We start from the raw sequence: 16,766 nt of genomic DNA, 5'->3' as shown, positions 1-16,766 counted from the left end.
CGTATTTTAAGTTACTGATTTCATTTATTATAGCATTATTATTATATTTATATGGAGACTGAGTGATGAAGAAACGTACTAGAATAAGCGGTTTATTTCTCGTTATAACTGGAGCAACATTCTGGGGTGTTGGTGGTACAGTTGCACAGAAACTTTTTCAGCAATACGAAATTGATGTTAATTGGCTAGTATCAACGCGCTTGCTAATAGCAGGCATTCTACTTTTGCTTGTTCAATCTTTCAAAGGCATTTCAACTAAAGTTTTTGATGTTTGGAAAAATAAATGCTCAGCTGTCCAGCTGATTATTTTTGGACTCTTTGGTATGCTTGCAGTCCAATATACGTATATGGCGTCCATTAAATATGGTAATGCAGCCGTTGCGACACTATTACAATATCTTTCACCGGTGATAATTATCATTTACTTGATATTACGTAAGCGAAACGTGATAACAAGACATGAGTTGTTAACGGTTACGCTTGCTTTAACTGGTTGTTTCTTTATTTTAACGAACGGTTCTATATCTGGACTCTCAGTACCTAAACATGCAATTATATGTGGTGTATTATCCGGAATAGCATTAGCTTTTTACACGTTATATGCCGTTTCTCTTCTCAAGAAATACGATTCCCTTGTCATTGTTGGTTGGGCTATGATCATTGGCAGTGTTGGTTTGAGTTTTGTTCATTCTCCTTGGCAAATGGACTTCATGCATTTACCAGCTAAAGCGTATTTTTATATAATTTTTGTTATCATATTTGGAACGATGATTGCTTTCTGGTTTTATATAGAAAGCCTTCAAAGTCTTTCACCTCAAGAAACGAGCCTTTTAGGAAGTTTGGAACCACTGGCAGCCGTTCTGACAACGGTATTTTGGTTAAAGGAGCATTTTGGGCTGTTTCAATGGTTTGGTATGGCTTGCATTATTGGTATGATTGTAATATTGGCTTTGGGTAAAAAAGCTTCTTAATCAAAAATAAAGCATCACAGAATTAGCGCTAATTCTGTGATGCTTTTATGCTGTTAATATTTACATGGTACTAATATCAATAACGAAACGATATTTTACATTAGAAGCCAATACTCGTTCATATGCTTCATCTATTTGGTCGGCTGAAATAACTTCAATTTTGGGAGCAATGGTGTGTTTTGAACAGAAATCCAGCATTTCTTGTGTTTCACGAATGCCTCCAATTAGTGAACCCGCAAAGGAGCGGCGATGACCAATCAAATTCATTACTTGTAGCGACAGAGGTTCTGACGGAGCTCCTACATTAACTAGTGTTCCATCAAGAGTCAACAATCTTAAATATGCATTTAGATCAATACTTGCGCTAACGGTATTGATAATTAAGTCAAAGCGTCCAGTAAGCTTTTCAAACGTATCCTCGTCTTTTGTGGCATAGTAATAATCTGCCCCCAATTGAAGACCGTCTTCCTTTTTACTCAGTGTTTGCGATAGAACAGTAACCTCTGCCCCTAATGCATGGGCGATTTGGACAGCCATATGACCTAGGCCGCCCATTCCTACTATTGCAACCTTCTTGCCTGGACCTGCATTCCAATGTTTCAATGGTGAATATGTTGTAATTCCTGCACAGAGCAATGGTGCTGCTTTATCAAGTTCAATATTATCAGGTATTTTTAATACAAATTCTTCAATTACTACAATATGAGTAGAATAGCCTCCTTGAGTAGGCTCTCCATATCTATCAACACCAGCATATGTTGGTATATTTCCTTTAAGGCAATATTGTTCTTCACCTTTTTGGCAATTCTCACATTCGCCACAAGAATCGACCATGCAGCCTACTCCTACCCGGTCACCAACTTTGTATTTCGTAACTTTAGACCCTACTGCTGAGACGATTCCAGCAATCTCATGACCTGGCACGAGCGGGTAATTCACAGGACCCCATTCCCCATGAGCAGTATGAATATCAGAATGACATATACCTGCATACTTGATTTCCATCAAGATATCGTATTCATCAAGATCACGTCGGTTGATTTCTGCAACTCGGAAAGGTTTATCAGGACCATCTACTGCCCTTGCTTTAGCTTTTATCATGAATGTAACCCTCCAACTATCATTAATATGCAAGAGGACCCCTATTCCTTCCTCTTGTAAAATCTAGTTTAAACCCTATAGTTCACTCTAGGTCAAGCTTGGACTCTTGGAATAACCAATTTACAATGCATCAATACAACACTTTGACATGTAAACACTCTAATGTTAAAATCCCATCCATTATATTAAGTTGTAAAAATTGGAGAGGAACAATAATTATGAAGACTTACTCTATTAGTGAAGCTGCTAGTAAGTTAAATCTTACTGTATATACATTGCGCTATTATGACAAGGAAGGGCTTATGCCATTTGTAGAGCGTAAACCTAACGGCACTAGAGTATTCAAGGAAACGGATATTGAAGCTTTGAAAGTAATTGAATGTCTAAAATCTACCGGCATGGCGATCAAGGAAATTAAGACATTCATTGACTGGTGTTCAGAGGGTGACTCCACTTTGCAAGAAAGATACGATATGTTCCTGGAAAGAAAAGCAACGGTCCAAGCACAGCTTAATGAACTTGAAGAAGCTATGAAGCTTATTGAACAGAAATGCTCTTACTATGAGGCAGCATTGAATGCTGTTGGTACGGAGAATATTCATAAAAGGAAATAGATATTGAAATAGTATTGGTTTTACAAATAGAAAAAGGCTTGCTTTTAATAAAGCAAGCCTTGCTATTATAATTTGGTATTGTCCATTTCTTAATTTTTCTTAGATAACGCAATTGCCTTTTTAAAATCCTTCAAAGAACTTGATTTACCATACATAAGGACGCCACCTCTATAAACTCGAGCTCCAACTACAGCAATGAGAACAATTGTTGCACAAAGGATTCCAAGCGACAAAATCGTCTCCCATAACGGTATATCAAGCATTCCAATTCGCATGAACATAATCATAGGGGTAAAAAATGGAATGAATGAGCTTACCGTTACGAATGTTGCGTCTGGTGCCTCCAATCCGAAAAGGGCTATGAAAAAAGCAATCATGATGAGGAAAATCATTGGGGTCATAAGCTGTTGCACATCTTCTACTCGACTTACGAGCGATCCCAGCATTGCGGCAAGTGTTGCATAAAGCAAGTATCCCAATAAGAAAAAAACAACTGCATAAATATAGATGGATACAGAAATATCATGGAGACCAAAGGCTTCGAACATGCCTCCTTTTTCCCCTGCTTTTGCAGAAACCAATGCGTACCCTACACCTGCAAATATAATAATTTGCGTAAGACCAAGAAGTGCAATTCCTACGATTTTTGCAAACATATGTGTTACGGGAGATACGCTTGATATAAGAATTTCCATTACTCGTGAGGATTTTTCATTTGCTACATCTTGAGCAATCATCATACCGTAATTTATTACAAGCATATAAAGCAAAAATAGCATGGCATATACAATGCCTCGAGTCTGATTCAGTTCCTGCTCAGTCTTAGCATTTGCATCCAAAGCAATATTTTCAACATGGACAGGAGTTTGAATCTCATTTATCACAGCCTGGTCTATACCTGTTTTCTCTGTTGCCATATCAACTTTAATTTGCTGCAGACCTTGAATAATGGCATTTTTGTAATTCGAATCTCCGGCTTTCTCACTATATATGACTGCTCTTGGCATATTCCTTTGATCAAAGGAAACTTTTACAAGTGCTTCGTAGTCGCCGTTCAAAACATCCTTCTTTAATTTCTTTTCAGATCCTTCTGCGGAAACAAGTTTAATTCTGTCGTTCGTCAGTTCAGCAATCTTCTTTAAATGCGGGAAAAGCTGTTCAGTACCATCGAGGACAGCTATCTTTTCTTCTTTGCCAGAAAACAAATCAGCAATTTTATTAAAATTGGCGAATCCAACGATAAGCACCAGGGTAAGCACTGTACTTATGAGAAAAGTTTTCGTCTTAATCCGGTTAATGAACGTATGCGTAAGAATTATCCAGAATTTATGCATAGGAAGCCCCTACCTTTTCGATAAAGATATCATTCAACGTAGGCTCTTCAAGTTCAAACTTGCGTATAAAACGAAAATCGCGCAAAGCAGAAAAAATTTCTTGTGACACACTTTCATCTGTAATCTGCAATTCGCAGCCCTCCGCAACCGGCCTGTACTTGTTTACACCAGGATGATTTTTTAGAGATTCAAAAGAACCTTGGCCATGTATAATCAGATTTTTCCTTCCGAAAGATTGTTTAATATCCCGAAGGTTGCCTTGTACTACTGGTCTGCCTTTTTGCAGAATGCAAAGATGTCTGCACAACTCTTCTACATGACTCATTTGATGAGAGGAAAATACTATGGAAGTGCCTTTGTCTTTTAAGTCAACAATGGCTTCCTTAAGCATCTCAACGTTAATTGGGTCAAGTCCACTGAAGGGCTCATCCAGAATTAGCAGCTGAGGTTTATGTATGACAGCGGAGATGAATTGAATTTTCTGTTGGTTGCCCTTTGACAGTTCTTCAACTTTTTTATCCAAATACTCGGGAATTTTAAAACGTTCAAGCCACTTTTTAAGTTCTAAAAGAGCATCTACTTTGCTCATGCCTCGAAGTTTACCTAAATAAATCAGCTGATCTCTGACTTTTAGTTTTGGATAAAGGCCACGTTCTTCTGGCAAATAGCCGATTAAATGGCTTTTGTTATAGCTAATGCTTTCACCATTCCAAGTAATCTTTCCAGCCGTTTTATCAATCAGGCCAAGAATCATTCGGAATGTTGTAGTCTTACCAGCCCCATTTCCACCAAGGAATCCAAACATTTCTCTTTCGGGGATTTCGATACTCAAATCATTCACAGCTGTATGGCTGCCGAATTGTTTTGTAACGTGATTCAATATTAAGGTCAATACCTCTTCTCCCTTCATTTGAATAAACTGAATAGTTAAACCTTACTATACAATTAGTTCAAAATAAACACTAAAATGAATAAATTTGGAAATCAACAATCTATTAATTTCATTTTAAATTTGCATAGCTCCATTAAATCGTCGATGAAAGATTGCTACTTATCCTCTTTAGCATTCAACTGATTTAGATTATCGAAAATATTTAAACTTATTACGATTTTTACTTCATCTGAATTTCATATAAATTCTTGTCACGACATAACCAATTATGAGTATGAGCGTTGTCAATATGCCACCTTCAAGCCCGAATGTTCCACCAGTAATCCAGTCATGGTTATTAGAAACGATAGGATCATATATACTTCTCGGCTCGGTCCCACTGACAGCGAAACCGAATATACTTCCTTGAAAGTAGTTCCATGCGATATGATATCCGATTGGCAACCAAAGGTTTTTCGTTACGCTGAACATGTATGCGAACAATAAACCGACAAGGGCGATATTTATAATACCCAACACACTAATATTAGGATTCAACCCGTGCATTAGGCTGAATATAATTGCCGAGACGAGATAGATTAACCATTTTGGATTCCCCCGTTCTTGCATAGTCGACATAATGTATCCTCTAAAAAATATCTCTTCCGATACCCCCACCAAAATATAAAAGAGAAACGTTATTAGTGTATATATTGAAAAGGATGGGCTGGCCAAACTACTTCTTAGTTCTACTAAACCTGTAGCAAAAAGAATTAGGAAAAGCATACTGATTGACAAGGTACCAAGCAGGAAACCAAAAAGAGCATCTTTTCCTACCCATTTGATTCCAAGCTGATGGAGCGGCTTCTTATTAACAAAGCACCATATCAGTATAGTAAAAAGAATCGTTCCTATTTCTGCTCCACCATATATAACGAACGAATTCCAAGGATATAGATCAGCAATTGTAAATGGAACCCCCTCGTAACTAGAGTTAGTTCCAGGCGCATTAAGAAGATACAACAGTGAATAACCACCTGCTGTGAGAATACCTTGGCCTATGAATACTGCAATAAAGGCGAACAATATAAGCCAGCCGGCTCTCACCTGACCATTAGAATTTTTGAACAAAATTCTACCTCCTCGTTTAAATCAGTTTGTCTTTATCTTACATCATACTTTCTTGGTCGAAAATCAAGATGAAAGTCGTTTGTCTTTCTTATTGCAGGAACTTCTAGAATTATTGCCAAATCTAATTTACCTCTGAAAAGCCCTACATCTGTTTGATCACTTCCTGTTCCCTACTTTTAGAGAAATTGATAAATCAATAAATATTTTAATTTCTTCAATCTTCCTTTTCTTAAGCTCTTTTTAAATTTCAAGTGCTAATCTTGTTTCTCAGAAGTTTCCTTTCCGTTTAGCCCTATAAAAGTGGATTGTCTTATACCTTATTATTAAGCAGCCAATTGCTAATAACTTTTAGCTACTCTGATCTATTGGTTACCTTAAAAATGTCCACATCTTCATCACTTGTTGATTGTTTTGAACTTCCTAATAATTATGAGGTTATGTAAACCAAATATTAGTGCTATAAGAAAGCGACTTATCCTGCCCTAATTTATAGAGCAAGCCGCTCATTTATCTAGTTCATTTTTACTTAAAAGAATAGATTTTTGGTCTTAATTAAAGCCCCGATTTTGTTCTATCTCTTCTGTTACCTATTTACAGATAAAGTTCAAAATACCGACTATAATGTTAATCCTTCTAACTACTAATTTAATCGGTTGCTGTTCCGCCAGTAAAGAGCATTAAACTCAATATATTCAATATAATCGTCATGATTGATAGTATAAACGCTGCCATGGCACCAGTTGGACTAATATCCATAAGAGCAGTCCAGTCCTCAATTTTCACCAGATTCGTTAAATCAAAAATATAAATACAGAGAGAACACACGCATGAGGAAAAGCTTATAATAGTTAGTATGAACCTTCTTTTTTCATTATTATGTTTTCGCTTTTTCCGTAGATTTAATATAGCAATGATCCACGCTGCAAATCCTAAAATCAAACTGATCATTGTAAGCATATTGATCCCTCCTTCTTTAATACTGAACCACTCCCATATTATACAATATTCACCATTTAAAACTAGTCGGCAAAATTTAAAACCATACAGATATCATTTATCCGCATGGTTTTATGAACGATCATACTTTAATTTTCCGTCCTCTCCAGGTTACGCTTTTACGTACTTTCGTGAAGTATACAGAAGTGAGAAAAGTTCCTGTAAATACGATAATAAGCAAAGGAAAAATGGGATACACCCACCAATTATATGTGCCGGTTTTCCTAGCCAAGAAATAGAATTGGACTGCATATACAGTGTATAGAATCACAGGAAGTAGATAATTATGCCAGCTTCCATGAACAGCGATTAAAGACCATATGATAAACAAAAGATTAACGAGACCACCAGCAATCCAACTATTAATCATAGTCATTACAAATGGATTTGTAGATTTCGAAGCTGTGGCAAAATTCTTAATCCAACCACCAAGCAAACTATGGAGGCTTTCCGAATATATACTGTATCCGACGATCCCTTTCCCCCCAAAACATCTTACTGGGAGCTGCTTGTTCTGAAATGCTTCCCCAAGAGCCAAATCGTCCATGATGGCAGCCTGAATATGTTCATGTCCTCCAGCGTAGAAGTATTCATCTCTTCTACAAAGGATAAATGGACCAAATGAACCAGCACTTCTAAATTTATTTTTAAAAACTGTAAAGGCATTTACACCAGTCATAACGATAATGTTAAAAATAGAAGAGATATTTTCAAAAGACTTGCGGACAACATGGTATGGTTGCAAGGAAAGGATGCCCGTTCCCCCTTCAGATTGATAAGCTGCAATTACTTTCCCAATTGCCTTTTCGTCTGAAAGCACCGTATCCGCATCCATGAATAACAGCAAATCTCCATTTGCAGCTTTTGCGCCATTCCAACATGCAAGTGATTTTCCGCTCCAACCCGGATTCAATTCCGAGTTCTGAACAACTTTTACTCCAAATTCCATAGAAATATCTCTTGTTCTATCAGTTGACCCATCATCAACAACGATGATTTCATCCACTTTCAACTTCTGTTGTTGCAACGTTTCAAGAAGATAGGAAATCCTTTTCTCTTCATTGCGCGCTGGTATGATAACTGTTAAAGATATTTCTTTAATCGAAGTATTTATCTTTTTCCTCCCTGGTTCAGGTACACGCCAAAACATTACCCAACCTGAGACAAGACCGGCCAGTATAAGAATGCTGCATAATATCATCATCAACTCAATTCCACCTTCCTGTCTCAGATCAGCCAACGGCGCAGTTTTTGTAGCAATGAAAAGTGTTTCGGATCATATGGAGGGAACTGCTGATTAAGTCTAAAAAAGTCGTGGCTTTCATAAATCAACTGTTCGTACGTAAACGTCTCTATACTTGCCTTGCCATGATAGCTGCCAAGACCGCTACTTCCAATACCACCAAATGCAATACGCGGATCAGCGACATGTAGAATGACTTCATTAACACCGATTGCACGAGTTTTAGTCCTCTTGGATACTTCTTCAATTGTATCTTTGTCTCGTGAAAAGATATATGCTGCAAGCGGATCAAAATCCCTCAATTCATCCAGTAACTTATTGAGATTTCCATACGGAACAACTGGCAATATGGGTCCGAATATCTCATCTCTCAGCACAGGTGTATCTTTTCTGATTTTTGTAAGAACCGTTGGGGAGAAGTAGCGTTCACCTATATCAATTCCCCCTCCAAAATACACTTCTCCATCTTTTAAGTATTCATTTAGCCTGTTTAAATGATTTTCATGGATGATACGACCATAATCTGAACTTTCTATAGGATTGCCTCCATAAAAGAGTTCAATTGTATCTTTTATTTTTTTAAGGACATCTGGATAAATGGCTTCATTTACAAATAACGTATCTGGAGCCACACAAGTCTGACCGGCGTTTAAAAACTTCCCCCAAACTATTTTCCAAATCGCATCATCAGTAAATCCACTTTGATCTATAATGCATGGATTTTTACCTCCTAGCTCGAGAACGACTGGGGTTTGGTATTTTGCAGCCTCCATATAAACAGATCGACCAACCGTCTCACTGCCTGTAAAAAATATGAAATCCCAATCCAGTTCAAGTAATGCTTTTGAAACCGAAGCATCTCCGTTCACTACAACAATCCAGTCTTCCGAAAAATATTCAGGAACAAGGCGTCCCAGTAAAGCGGCAGTCGCAGGTGCATGCTCAGAAGGCTTGAGAAAGCAGCGATTTCCGCATGTAATAGCACCAATTACAGGCATTAGTGATAATTGCAACGGATAATTCCAAGGACTGATGACCAATACACTTCCATAAGGACGGCGTACAATCGTCTTGTTTGTTATTGAATTAAATTTCCATCTTGAAGATTTGCGTGTTCTCAAAAATGAATCCATCTTCTTTTCAAGATAATCGATTTCATTTAGCAGTACAGCAAGCTCTGTAGCATAACCTTCAAATTGGCACTTTCCAAGATCCTGCCTTAAAGCTGCTAACCACTCATCCTGATGCACTGTAAGCATGCGTCTCATGATTGATAATTGCTCTTTACCTTGAGTTATCGATTTCTTCGGATCTTCCTTAACTGCTTCTTTTTGCATGAGTTGAATTTTGGTCCAATCATTTAGCATTGACAGAATCCCTTTTTGCAATTTTTTCACTTACTTGTTGGCCACTTAAAGTTACCATCGGCAATCCGCCTCCTGGGTTAACCGTACCACCGACAAAATATAAATTATCATAGAGTTCACTCTGTTTCGGGTGCTTGAATCCGCGATTTTTCTTCTTGTCGGAAACCGTTCCATAAATGGCTCCTCGATCTGACCAATATGTATTTTGGATATCATGAGGAGTCCATACATCTTTAGTTACAATATTGGCCTGCAAACCTTCAAGCCCCATACGCTCCAGTTTCCCCAGCACCCGCTCTTCAAATAATTTATAGTCTTTCTCAGTAAATGGATTGTCTTGTATATACGGAATATGGGGCAGCACTTTCAAATTCTCATGACCTTCTGGCGCTTGAGAAGGATCCGTTTTATTTACATTAACAAGATAGATTGTGGGGTCCTCTGGCAATTCATGCTTGTTGAAAACCTTGTCCATTTGTTCATGCAGGTTTTCAGAGAAAAAGAAATTATGATGCGACAGATGCGGATAAGTCTTCTTAACACCTAGATGCATAACAAGACCCGAGCAAGCCGGCTCAAACTTTTTCTTGATTTTATCAATGTAGTGACTTTTCTCATCTAATAATTGTTCATACGCCGGAATGACTTCCATATTGGAAATGTAATAATCCGCTTCATAGGTGACCCCATTATCTAGTTGTAATCCAGTAATTCTGCCATTATCCTTAAACAGCTTTTTAACTGCTGACCCTGTATGCAATTCAACACCGACTTCCTCAGCAAGTATCACGATTCCTTGAGCAAGCTTATGCATCCCTCCTGGAACATACCAGCATCCTTGTTCGTGTTGCATATAAATCATCATAATGAGAACAGCTGGTGCCTTATAAGGCGACGAACCAACATACTTGATAAAATAGGAAAGCATATCTCGCAAATAAGGATTACTAATCCTTTTAGCGATCGCTTCATGCATTGTTGAGAATAAATCGAAACCTCGCAATGCTGTAAAAGGACCGTGGTATCTCAAAACTTCCATAGTATTATCGAGCCCTTGGGCAAAGTAACCCTCTTCAGTCAGGTCATTCAGCTGCATTGCGTATGACAAAAAATCACTGTATTCATTTATATCTTCCTTAGAAAGGGAAGAATTCATTTCATTCATCTTTTTTAAATCACCGTATAAATCGATTCGTGTTCCGTTTGGAAAGAAACTGCTCCACTCTCTGTCTAGTCTTAAAATCTCAACATAGTCTTTCATATTTTTGCCACTGTTTCTGAACAGCTTTTCAAAAACATGAGGCATCGTTAAAATCGAAGGTCCCAGATCAAAGCCGAAACCATCTTGTTCCAAGCGGTTCAGCTTACCGCCCAGATGTTCATTCTTCTCGAATAATTTAACATTGTATCCTTTTTGAGCAAGGGAGATGGCAGCTGACAAACCACCCATTCCTCCACCGATTACAATAATATTTCTATTTCCTTCAAGCATTTTACACCTCTTCCGATCATTTAAATGCTTTCTTCAACTTTCATATTTAAATCCAGATAGGCTCTATTAAGTATAGCAAGCATACGCTTCTTGGAAACTGCCTGCTTTTTTGTAAAACAGTCATAATTATTGTTTCTGACTTCATTAAGAATGCCTTCATAGAAACGTGCTGAAATCAAGACTTGCAAGCAACTGTCTGCATCATAAAGATGTACTGTCCTGTGGAATTTTGCGTAAAGTTTCTCAGCATGTCTGGCCATTCGCTCCCAAACACTCATAAATGCCTCATTAATCACACTCTGCTTAAGTTCAGTAACACTGTATTTTTCTTGAACCATTATTTCACGTGGTATATATACACGATTCTTGAACGTTAAATCTTCACCAATATCGCGAAGTATATTTGTAAGCTGCATAGCTATTCCTAGATAAACCGCATCTTTTTGAAGTGCGCTGCAGTTTTTACTCGCAATGATTGGCAGAAGCATCAATCCTACAGTTCCTGCTACATAATAACTATACCGTTCAATGTCTTCTATTGTCTCTGGCATTGAGAAGTCAATATCCATATATTGGCCTTTTATTTGATCATAAAAAGGTTTTATATCCATATCGAAACGATTAAAAACATCACGAAGCGCCCGCCACATCGGTTCATCACGTTCTTTTCTCACCTCAAACAAAATAAGATCTTCTTCCAGTTTTCTCAAAGCGTCAAGTTGCGCTTCTCTCGTTCCATTTTCATCTACGCTGTCATCAGCAGTTCGGCAAAATGCATAGATCGCATATACAGCTTTTGCCTTTTCAGCAGGCAGCTTAGAAAATGCATAATAAAAACTGCGGGAATGTCGCTTGATAATTTGCTCACAGTACTTATAATCGCTCGCCAGACTTAGGCTAGAAGTCAATATTTTTACCTCCCTATCAATCGATTGTTAAGTATAGTCAATTAAAATACCCTGATCATCTAAAATCAGTTCCGCAACCGCTATTTTTGCTGAAAGGAGGACGATTGGAACACCAGCTCCCGGATGCGTGCTGCTCCCTGTGAAATAAAGGTTCTCGCAGTTTTCCGCCTTTGCCTGAGGTCTCAAATGGTTGCTCTGACTAAGGGTCGGTTGCAATCCGAAGCAAGCTCCATTATAGGCATTGAATTTAGATTCAAAATCACGAGGGGTCATATATGTTTCGGATATGATCTCATCTTCTAGATTCTCAAAACCTTTGATTATTTTTAAAGCGTTCAGAACATAACTACGGTAATATTGGATTGTTTCCTCATCCCACTCATATTGAGATGTAGATAGCTCTGAGACAGGAACAAGTATATATAGACCATCCTTTCCTTCAGGAGCAAGACTCGGATCCACTTTCGAACCGATATACACATAAAAAGAAGGATTCTCAAGCTTTTTGCCATTAAAAATTCCATTAAGATTGTCTTCAAGTCCCTCATTGAACACAAAGTTATGGACTTGTTTGACTTCATCATATTTTCGATTCATTCCAAGATACATAAGGAAACAGGAACAGGAATACTTCATACTGTCAATTTTCTTATCTGTATATTTTCCCTTTGCTTTTTTATCCTTTACGAGATGTTTCATAGCAAATGGGAAATCTGCATTGCATACAACATAATCAGAATAATGATTATTGTCATTTGAACGAATGCCCTTTGCGTGTTTTCCATCAATTAGAATTTCTTCTACATTTTCCTCATAACGAATGCTGCCGCCAAGCTCAAGGAACAGCCGCTCCATCGCTTCTGCCATTGTATACATGCCGCCTTTGATAAACCACACTCCGTAAAGGAATTCAATCATCGGAATCATTGTATACAAGGAAGGTCCAGTGAATGGTGATACACCGATATACAATGTCTGAAAACTGATCATTTGGCGTAGGCGTTCATTCACAATGTACTTGCCAATAAAATGATCAGCAGCATCGAGTGTCTTTAATTCAAATGCCTTCTTCAATGTTGATGGGTTATAGAAATCAGATTTATTGCGGAAAGGGCGCTGGATAAAATGATTCTTCGCAACAAGGAAGCGCTTATATATCTCTTGCAGGTAGAACATGAACCCTTTTGCATCTTCATCACTGAATTTTTCAAGAGTGGCTGTTAATTTGACCAAGTCAGAAGATATATCATATTGATCATCAGGCTGATCTCCAAAAAACACACTGTACATCGGATCAAGCCGCTCCATTGGAATATAATCATCGGGATTACGGTCACATAATTCAAATAATTCTTTGTACAATTCAGGCATCATGACAATTGTAGGGCCGAGGTCAAATTTGTAACCATCCTTTTCAATCCGATGCATTTTGCCGCCTGGCAGTTTCTCTTTTTCAAAAATTTCCACTTCATAACCTGCGTGCTGCAGCCTTATCGCACTTGCAAGACCCGCCACACCTGCTCCAATTACAATCACTTTTTTCTTATCCATGTCTCTTCTCCCTACCCGTATAAGTACGTTCAAACCTTTTCATCTGTGCTCTTTCCCTTAAGGTATTGCTTCCAAACAATTTTCTCTATCAATCAATTGATAGGTTGATTCGGAAAAGCAACCCGCTTCGATTCAATCTGAGCGGGATGAAAGGCCATACATCATGACATTTGTATAAAATTTTGCTTGTTTACGTGCATCTTCTTCTTTAAGCGGCTCCCTCGATTGATGAGAAGCTATCAAATTCATAAGCATATACGCTGATGGTTCAGCAAAAGAACCAAAATCAGCCGGGTTTCTAAATGCACCTTGTTCAATCCCTTTTTCAAAAACAGATACAATCGGCTGAAGATATGCATCAAGCCATTTCTCGCGCATTTCATTTTGTTGTTCATCACTAAGATGATGCGCAATATCATGGAACATTTGTCCAAGCGAAGTAGGCTTATTGATAAGCATATAGGCACTCAGCTCATAAATGCATTCTTCAAATGAATGACAGTGTGCTGAGATAATGCTTTTGAAATCTGACTTCGCAACCGCAAGTTCGGATTTCAGCACTTCTACATAGAGTTGTTGTTTGTTCTTGAAATGGTGATACAATGTTGGTTGGGTAATTCCGCAAATTTCGGCTATTTGTCTTGTAGATACTGCTTTATACCCCAGTTTCATAAACAAATCACGGGCAACCCGCAAAATTTTTTCATGTGAATTCTCTAGATGCTGATAATCTTGACCCATAACAATTCCCTCTCCAAGCCTAACAATTGATAAAATCATATGATTAAAAAATTGCTCTGTCAACTATTCTTATGAATTGCCTCAGCCTATGTGCCAAGGAGAAAAATATCACTTTCTAAAATAAGTTATTGTTGCCGAGAAGGTACCATTCCACCGTAATTTAACTATGTATGTATTAAGACACCAGCTGCTTGCCGGCATCTTACACTTTGGAAAACCTTTTGAAGACAAGCATCAATTCTTCAATTGCCTCATCGCCTTGTCCTTCTTTAATCGCATCAGCAACGCAATGTTGGGTGTGCTTTTCAAGCAATTGAAGACCGACATTATTCATTGCTGCATTAATAGCAGAGATCTGAGTAAGAATATCGACACAGTATCTGTCGTTTTCAATCATATTTTGAATACCTCGCACTTGTCCTTCGATCCGTTTCAATCTGTTAATCATCTTTTCTTTATCATGTGGCTGCCGCTTCGTTGTTTTTGTCTCTTCGGATTTGGACATCTGTAACACTCTCCTTCTCAGCTTATCCATACGGTACGGGGGTTTATTAAATTATATCATAAAAGCAGTAAATCATACATAAGCAGAAACACCTCCGCATCTGACGAAACAGCTGCAGAGGTGTTTCTATTTATTCAATTGTATATAATTCGAGGCCTAGACAGAATCCAACATTTAATTCGTTGGAAACCTACGTAAGGACTGTGTTGAATCTCTCCTATTCTTGGGACATGTTTCATTTATTTTGCGCACTCCATATGTTGAATATAAGGAGAGGATGAACTGTGACCACTTATACATCGGCAGATGCTTTACGCAGCAATTTGATTACTGATATTACCAAGGCCCTTCACGGTGAATACTCAGCAATTTACTGCTACGGGATACTTGCTAATCAAGCTCCATCTTCTGAAATTAAAGAGAAGATTCTTGAAATTAGAAATGACGAAATAAGACACTATCACACTTTTTCACAGATTTATTTATCATTGACTGGCAATCAACTTAAGCCGCAAATCACTGAGTCATGTCCCGACAATTACAAAAGTGGAGTGTTAGCAGCATTCAAGGATGAACAGAAGACTGTAGACTTCTATCATGAAATAGCAAGAAAATATGAAGTCGATGTCGTTAGGAAAGCATTTATGGAAGCTTCTGCGGACGAACAAAACCATGCTGTTTGGTTCCTATATTTTATGAACCATAGCTGAATTTCAACTCAAATAACCTCCTGTCCCTGATCTGCTTGATAAATCTAATTAAGAAACGGATAATAAGGTGTACAACAAAACTACATTCGATATATTTACATTGATAAAAAAGTTGTTTAATGACTTTCATAGCGGTGAAAGAAATGATCGAATATAAGAACCAACCAAGGAGGAATTTGATTTGAGCAAATATAAATTTGAGATTTCACGTGTTATAGAAGATGGAGAAAAATTGATTGCACTACATTTGGTGGGCGCCCCTAAAGATATAATGATCGCTGCCAATGATGATACAGATACATTTCCTTTAGAAGAGAGAAAGAATCGTGAACAAGAAGCTGTTGATTGGCTAATATCAAATGCTAAAGCAAATTGCGAAAGACTGTATGGTTCAAGTGATGTTGAGATTACTGTTAATCTTTAATCCATTAAACGCAAAAAACGGACACCAAGCAATTAAGCTCATGTGTCCGTTTTCTTCGTCTGTTTCAACTATTGATCTCATGAAACCTGTTCGCAAGTAACGTGATGATATGGTTTCTCACCGTTCAGCAATCCGGTCACCTTTACCTGCCAGTTATCCTCATGTGTCAGATTAGGCATGTTGCTGTCTAATTAAAATTTATGCCGTATAGAGCAAGCAACAGTCAATTCTTTTAGCGAAATAAGGTTATTGGGGTAACTTTTGGAGGATATTCTTAACTCTTCCTCACAAATCCCGCTGTATCAATCGTTTTTGCCATGATGGAATTATACTGTATATAATTTATGGAAAGGCTTTTTAGATAGGACACCAGGCCGTTGATCAAGACCTTCAGCTGTATGCCTTCTTTTATGTGCCTTACTGTAGGCAGACGAAGATTGCCAATCGCGAAAAGCCTGTTCAGATTCCCATTGAGTAAGAACTACATACACCTCATCATTTAAAGGACGGAGTACACGTATTGCGATAAATCCGGGTGTCTCCTCGATGGCGCGAGCTCTTCCCAGGAATCTTTCCTCAAAAGCATTTCTTCCTTCCAAAGAGATCGGAATATTATTTAGGACAATTGTTCCTTCTGCTTTTAAGTCACCACTTGCATCAATAGTTTCATATTCTTTTCCTTGAATATCAGCTTTCTCATTCAGCTCTTGTAGTGTGAGAACCTCTCCTTCAACTCCAGTTATATGAAGTCCACTCTCTAGCTCTCCATCTATAATCGCAAAATATTTCAATTGTTGTCTCCCCTTA

At 37.9% G+C, this 16,766-nt stretch carries 17 protein-coding genes; 4 read left to right on the top strand and 13 right to left on the bottom strand.

Annotation, left to right across the window (positions count from 1 at the left end; translation table 11 throughout):
• Positions 1 to 65: 65 nt before the first annotated feature.
• Complete coding sequence (locus QR721_RS06890) at positions 66 to 971, top strand: DMT family transporter (RefSeq protein ID WP_348029706.1); 906 nt, start codon at positions 66 to 68, stop codon at positions 969 to 971.
• 60 nt (positions 972 to 1,031) lie between these two features.
• Here QR721_RS06890 and QR721_RS06885 read toward each other — a convergent pair whose 3' ends face one another.
• Positions 1,032 to 2,072 carry an NAD(P)-dependent alcohol dehydrogenase gene (locus QR721_RS06885; protein ID WP_348029705.1) on the bottom strand — a complete coding sequence of 347 codons (1,041 nt, stop codon included), beginning with the start codon at positions 2,070 to 2,072 and terminating at the stop codon, positions 1,032 to 1,034.
• Positions 2,073 to 2,290: 218 nt separating this feature from the next.
• Here QR721_RS06885 and QR721_RS06880 point away from each other — a divergent pair, with 218 nt between their 5' ends.
• Complete coding sequence (locus tag QR721_RS06880; RefSeq protein ID WP_348029704.1) at positions 2,291 to 2,686, top strand: MerR family transcriptional regulator; 396 nt, start codon at positions 2,291 to 2,293, stop codon at positions 2,684 to 2,686.
• Positions 2,687 to 2,775: 89 nt separating this feature from the next.
• Here QR721_RS06880 and QR721_RS06875 read toward each other — a convergent pair whose 3' ends face one another.
• From QR721_RS06875 to QR721_RS06825, 11 genes are all read right to left on the bottom strand, one after another.
• Entirely contained in the window at positions 2,776 to 4,020 is a 1,245-nt protein-coding gene (locus QR721_RS06875) for an ABC transporter permease (RefSeq protein WP_348029703.1), read from the bottom strand.
• Positions 4,013 to 4,912, bottom strand: a complete 900-nt coding sequence (locus QR721_RS06870) for an ABC transporter ATP-binding protein (protein ID WP_348029702.1) — start codon at positions 4,910 to 4,912, stop codon at positions 4,013 to 4,015. The genes QR721_RS06875 and QR721_RS06870 overlap by 8 nt, the downstream gene beginning before the upstream one ends.
• A gap of 225 nt (positions 4,913 to 5,137) precedes the next feature.
• Positions 5,138 to 6,022: a CPBP family intramembrane glutamic endopeptidase gene (locus QR721_RS06865; RefSeq protein WP_348029701.1), complete on the bottom strand. Its 885-nt coding sequence runs from the start codon at positions 6,020 to 6,022 to the stop codon at positions 5,138 to 5,140.
• A 645-nt stretch (positions 6,023 to 6,667) separates the two neighbouring features.
• A complete protein-coding gene (locus QR721_RS06860; RefSeq protein ID WP_348029700.1) occupies positions 6,668 to 6,979 on the bottom strand; it encodes a hypothetical protein in 312 nt (103 codons plus the stop codon).
• 121 nt (positions 6,980 to 7,100) lie between these two features.
• Complete coding sequence (locus tag QR721_RS06855; protein ID WP_348029804.1) at positions 7,101 to 8,222, bottom strand: glycosyltransferase family 2 protein; 1,122 nt, start codon at positions 8,220 to 8,222, stop codon at positions 7,101 to 7,103.
• 23 nt (positions 8,223 to 8,245) lie between these two features.
• Entirely contained in the window at positions 8,246 to 9,628 is a 1,383-nt protein-coding gene (locus QR721_RS06850) for an aldehyde dehydrogenase family protein (RefSeq protein ID WP_348029699.1), read from the bottom strand.
• Positions 9,618 to 11,120, bottom strand: a complete 1,503-nt coding sequence (locus QR721_RS06845; RefSeq protein ID WP_348029698.1) for a phytoene desaturase family protein — start codon at positions 11,118 to 11,120, stop codon at positions 9,618 to 9,620. The genes QR721_RS06850 and QR721_RS06845 overlap by 11 nt, the downstream gene beginning before the upstream one ends.
• Positions 11,121 to 11,140: 20 nt before the next feature.
• The gene (locus tag QR721_RS06840) at positions 11,141 to 12,028 is read right to left on the bottom strand and encodes a phytoene/squalene synthase family protein (RefSeq protein WP_348029697.1); all 888 of its coding nucleotides are present in this window, start codon (positions 12,026 to 12,028) and stop codon (positions 11,141 to 11,143) included.
• A 27-nt stretch (positions 12,029 to 12,055) separates the two neighbouring features.
• Positions 12,056 to 13,579, bottom strand: coding sequence for a phytoene desaturase family protein (locus tag QR721_RS06835; protein WP_348029696.1), 1,524 nt, complete (start codon positions 13,577 to 13,579; stop codon positions 12,056 to 12,058).
• A 132-nt stretch (positions 13,580 to 13,711) separates the two neighbouring features.
• Complete coding sequence (locus tag QR721_RS06830) at positions 13,712 to 14,320, bottom strand: TetR/AcrR family transcriptional regulator (RefSeq protein ID WP_348029695.1); 609 nt, start codon at positions 14,318 to 14,320, stop codon at positions 13,712 to 13,714.
• A 202-nt stretch (positions 14,321 to 14,522) separates the two neighbouring features.
• A complete protein-coding gene (locus QR721_RS06825; protein WP_348029694.1) occupies positions 14,523 to 14,825 on the bottom strand; it encodes a metal-sensing transcriptional repressor in 303 nt (100 codons plus the stop codon).
• A 284-nt stretch (positions 14,826 to 15,109) separates the two neighbouring features.
• On the opposite strand from QR721_RS06825, the gene QR721_RS06820 reads away from it, so the two are divergent.
• Both QR721_RS06820 and QR721_RS06815 read left to right on the top strand, forming a co-directional pair.
• Complete coding sequence (locus QR721_RS06820) at positions 15,110 to 15,535, top strand: ferritin-like domain-containing protein (protein ID WP_348029693.1); 426 nt, start codon at positions 15,110 to 15,112, stop codon at positions 15,533 to 15,535.
• A 181-nt stretch (positions 15,536 to 15,716) separates the two neighbouring features.
• Positions 15,717 to 15,959 carry a hypothetical protein gene (locus QR721_RS06815; RefSeq protein WP_348029692.1) on the top strand — a complete coding sequence of 81 codons (243 nt, stop codon included), beginning with the start codon at positions 15,717 to 15,719 and terminating at the stop codon, positions 15,957 to 15,959.
• Positions 15,960 to 16,285: 326 nt separating this feature from the next.
• Here QR721_RS06815 and QR721_RS06810 read toward each other — a convergent pair whose 3' ends face one another.
• Entirely contained in the window at positions 16,286 to 16,750 is a 465-nt protein-coding gene (locus tag QR721_RS06810) for an antibiotic biosynthesis monooxygenase family protein (protein ID WP_348029691.1), read from the bottom strand.
• Between the last annotated feature and the right edge of the window lie 16 nt (positions 16,751 to 16,766).

It is taken from the genome of Aciduricibacillus chroicocephali, from assembly GCF_030762805.1.
Lineage (GTDB): Bacteria > Bacillota > Bacilli > Bacillales > Amphibacillaceae > Aciduricibacillus > Aciduricibacillus chroicocephali.
Note: the sequence above shows the minus strand (reverse complement) of the source record. Positions and strands in the feature narration are given on the sequence as shown.

What these genes read in the sequence shown, in the direction of transcription:
- QR721_RS06890 (WP_348029706.1), top strand. Translation starts at nt 66, where the DNA reads ATGAAGAAACGTACTAGAATAAGCGGTTTATTTCTCGTTATAACTGGA.
- QR721_RS06885 (WP_348029705.1), bottom strand. Translation starts at nt 2,072, where the DNA reads ATGATAAAAGCTAAAGCAAGGGCAGTAGATGGTCCTGATAAACCTTTC.
- QR721_RS06880 (WP_348029704.1), top strand. Translation starts at nt 2,291, where the DNA reads ATGAAGACTTACTCTATTAGTGAAGCTGCTAGTAAGTTAAATCTTACT.
- QR721_RS06875 (WP_348029703.1), bottom strand. Translation starts at nt 4,020, where the DNA reads ATGCATAAATTCTGGATAATTCTTACGCATACGTTCATTAACCGGATT.
- QR721_RS06860 (WP_348029700.1), bottom strand. Translation starts at nt 6,979, where the DNA reads ATGCTTACAATGATCAGTTTGATTTTAGGATTTGCAGCGTGGATCATT.
- QR721_RS06855 (WP_348029804.1), bottom strand. Translation starts at nt 8,222, where the DNA reads ATGATGATATTATGCAGCATTCTTATACTGGCCGGTCTTGTCTCAGGT.
- QR721_RS06850 (WP_348029699.1), bottom strand. Translation starts at nt 9,628, where the DNA reads ATGCTAAATGATTGGACCAAAATTCAACTCATGCAAAAAGAAGCAGTT.
- QR721_RS06845 (WP_348029698.1), bottom strand. Translation starts at nt 11,120, where the DNA reads ATGCTTGAAGGAAATAGAAATATTATTGTAATCGGTGGAGGAATGGGT.
- QR721_RS06835 (WP_348029696.1), bottom strand. Translation starts at nt 13,579, where the DNA reads ATGGATAAGAAAAAAGTGATTGTAATTGGAGCAGGTGTGGCGGGTCTT.
- QR721_RS06830 (WP_348029695.1), bottom strand. Translation starts at nt 14,320, where the DNA reads ATGGGTCAAGATTATCAGCATCTAGAGAATTCACATGAAAAAATTTTG.
- QR721_RS06825 (WP_348029694.1), bottom strand. Translation starts at nt 14,825, where the DNA reads ATGTCCAAATCCGAAGAGACAAAAACAACGAAGCGGCAGCCACATGAT.